The organism is Mycobacterium sp., assembly GCF_049683355.1.
GTDB lineage: Bacteria > Actinomycetota > Actinomycetes > Mycobacteriales > Mycobacteriaceae > Mycobacterium.
This window is the reverse complement of the sequence record NZ_JBAUJB010000033.1, coordinates 1-3,101: the sequence shown is the minus strand read 5'-3', so window position 1 is coordinate 3,101 and position 3,101 is coordinate 1. Positions and strand designations below refer to the sequence as shown.

Annotated in this window: 4 protein-coding genes; 3 read left to right on the top strand and 1 reads right to left on the bottom strand. The window is 65.0% G+C overall.

The window, feature by feature from the left end:
• Window positions 1–176: 176 nt before the first annotated feature.
• Window positions 177–686 (bottom strand): hypothetical protein, encoded by a 510-nt coding sequence (locus tag WA944_RS01960; RefSeq protein WP_526373245.1) that lies wholly within the window; start codon window positions 684–686, stop codon window positions 177–179.
• 47 nt (window positions 687–733) lie between these two features.
• On the opposite strand from WA944_RS01960, the gene WA944_RS01955 reads away from it, so the two are divergent.
• From WA944_RS01955 to WA944_RS01945, 3 genes are all read left to right on the top strand, one after another.
• The gene (locus WA944_RS01955; RefSeq protein ID WP_526373243.1) at window positions 734–1,516 is read left to right on the top strand and encodes a hypothetical protein; all 783 of its coding nucleotides are present in this window, start codon (window positions 734–736) and stop codon (window positions 1,514–1,516) included.
• A 220-nt stretch (window positions 1,517–1,736) separates the two neighbouring features.
• On the top strand, window positions 1,737–2,957 hold the full coding sequence (locus WA944_RS01950; RefSeq protein WP_526646188.1) for a PE-PPE domain-containing protein: 1,221 nt from the start codon (window positions 1,737–1,739) through the stop codon (window positions 2,955–2,957).
• Window positions 2,958–2,995: 38 nt separating this feature from the next.
• A partial coding sequence (locus tag WA944_RS01945; protein WP_526609266.1) for a glutamine amidotransferase-related protein occupies window positions 2,996–3,101 on the top strand: 106 nt, incomplete at its 3' end.

Here is a 3,101-nt window from a genome sequence, read left to right as displayed (position 1 = left end):
ACAAGAGGTACGCGGCGAGGTTCGGCCTCAGCTACACCGAGGAGGCCGGTGACGTGGAACTCGCCGGGTACCAGCCGCCGGTCCGGATGGAGTACGCGAAACCCGTGGGTCCGCTCGGCTACTGAATTGACGCCGTAGCAAAAGTTGTCAAGTGCTGCTGGAAGCCGCGTGAGCTGCTATACAAAATCGCGTCGGTCCGCACATGGCAAATCTTCGGGGGAGGTAATGAACGGCACTGCCCGCCGTGCGTTGACAACAGTGATCGCGATGCCCGCCGCCATGGTGGTGTCGTATGCACCGTCGGTTTCGGCGGCGACGGTGTTGGCCGTCGAAGGCACCTTCCAACCCTCCCGCACCACCCAGACGGCATTCAGCGGAGCGTTCTGTGCACAGAACACCTGCCGGTCGATCAACAACGCACGCACGCCGTTCGATGTGCGACCAGGATCGCTGCAACTACAGGCAGCGCTGACTCCACTCCGGGTGACGTCATTCTGATGGGCTTCTCGCTCGGTGCCGCGTCCATCTACGACCGGATGCGGGAGTGGGAGCAGAGGCCCGATCTGGCGCCGGATCCGCAACGCGTCCGGCTGATCGTCACGTTCGGCAATCCGGAGAACAGGTACGGCGGTGAGGACAGGAACAACTCGTATGCCGGTCTCCCGCAGTTCCAGCCCTACCAGCATCTGGACGTGACGATGCAGTACGACAGCGTCGCCGACAGAGCCACCCGATGGGCTGGTACTCCGCGATCAACACCGCGTTCTCCCGGCACTTCGACTACTTCACGCCCACCGACATCAACGACCCGGACAACCTGATCCACCGCGACGCCGACGGCACCACGTACCTGCTGATCAAAGCCGACGTGCTGCCGATGTTGAAGTGGATGGCAGCGTTCACCCCGGCCGAACGGATGGCCGAGCTCGACGCCAAGTACCGGCCTCTGGTGGAACGTGACTACGACCCCCCCGAGTACGTCGAGCAGGGCGAGGGTGCGGACTGGGGGAACGGCAACCCGCCCCCCGCCTTCGCCGCCGATGGCGTTCAGCAGATGCCAGTCGAGATCCCGCGCGAAGAGCCGACTTTCACAGCAGAATTGTCGCCGGTGGAGCGCTCGGCCCCGACGCCGCGTCTGGATCCCAAGGAGCAACGCGACGAGGACGACGGCGACCCGGAGGCCGACCTCCCGGTGCCTGCGGACTCGGAGGGTGGTCGCGACGACCCCGAGGAGCCCGAACGCGCGAAAGGCGCCGTGGACTCGGACGACGAGTCCGGCGAGTCGGGCGACGACGAGGACGAGTCCGACGGTGCCGGCGAGACTGCCGACGACGATTCCGACGACGACCGTGCCGCAGCCGATGCGGCCCTGATCCGCGCAAACACCGAGCAACGCTCCATCAGGCGTCACAAACTCTTAATGGACACCACCCTGGTGGTTGCTGCAGCAGCTAAATTGGCTGACACCAGCCGGGTCCGTCGCTTGACCGGGCGCCGTTCAAAACACGGGCGGTGACTGCTACTTGCCCCGGATTCCCACTGAGTCGTCGGAACGAGGACCGGCAATACAGCGGTCGTCAACCACATTCGCTCGGATCGATCCAAGCAAAAGTTCAGCGGTTCGATCCGTCCACGGTCTGGGTACTCCGCAGCAATGAAGCTGCGCGTCCCCGAGCCCGCTGGGAAGTGCACACGACTACACCGCGTGCATTCCAGATGAGTCCCGGAGGATCCAAATGAATCGTCACCGCTACCGCACCGTTGCAGCGACCCTCGCAGCCCTGTCCATGCCGGCAGCCTTCACGCTGACACCCACGCCGTCCGCGGCCGCGGCGACCGTACTCGCGGCCGAGGGCACGTGGCGGCAGAGCGGCGAAGCGCAGACGGCATTCAACGGCGCATTCTGCGAACTGAATACCTGCCGGTCCATCGGTCCCGGGCCGATCAGTTCGGAGACCAGCTCGCAGCAGATTCAGACAGCCGTCGACGGGACTCAGGGCGACATCATCGTGATGGGCTACTCGCTGGGAGCCGCGGGGGTGTACGACGGGATGCGGAAGTGGGAGAGCAACCCCGACCTCGCTCCCGCGCCTGAACGGGTCGTGCTGATCGTCACGTACGGCAACCCGGAGAACAAGTTCGGGGGCAACGACCGCACCGACCCGGGCGCAGGATTGCCCGCCGTGCAGCCCTACCAACATCTGGATGTCGTCGCGCAGTACGACACGGTGGCCGATACTCCGACCCGGTTCAACTTCTACTCCTTGTTGAACATCGGGTTCTCTCGGCACTTCGCCTACTTCGAGGACATGGACGTCAACGATCCTGACAACCTCATCTACCAGGAGGGCAACACCACCTACATGCTGATCGAGGCCGACACGCTGCCCATGTTGCGGTGGGTGGAGCCCTTCGTCTCCGACCAACGCATGGCCGAACTCGACGCCAGGTACCGGCCACTGGTGGAAAGCGGGTATGACCGTCCGGACTACATCCGGCAGGGTGAGGGTGCGGATTGGGGCAACGGGACCCCGCCGCCGAGTGTGTCCGGTAGCAGCGAGGAGGTGGCCCGGCTGACCGAAGAGTCCGAGACCACGACGGCACCGGTGATCGAGGAGCCGACGGCAACGGCCCGCACCGCGAATTCGGTGCGCTCCGAGGAGGCTTCCAGCGACAGCGCCGCAGAACGCGGCGAGGAGCTGCCGGACGCGCCCGCCAGAGACGCCGACGACGATGCCGCCGACTTGGTGGATCTCGATGCCGCCGACTTGGTGGATCTCGATGCGGCCGAGGAGACCGACGATTCCGAGGACGCCGCCGAGACGGCTGACGCCGAGGACACGGCTCACACCGAGACGAACCGCGACACCGAGACGGCCGCGACTTCTGACGACAACGACAAGAGCGACGACAACAGCAATGACAGCGCCGGCGGAGCATCGGCGGACGCCGCCTGAGATCGGTGGGCACAAAACCCTGGCGGTAGCCTGTTGCCATGCAGGTCTTGGTCGTCGACAACTACGACAGCTTCGTGTTCAACCTGGTCCAGTACCTGGGCCAGCTCGGCGTGGACGCAAAGGTGTGGCGTAACGACGACGAGC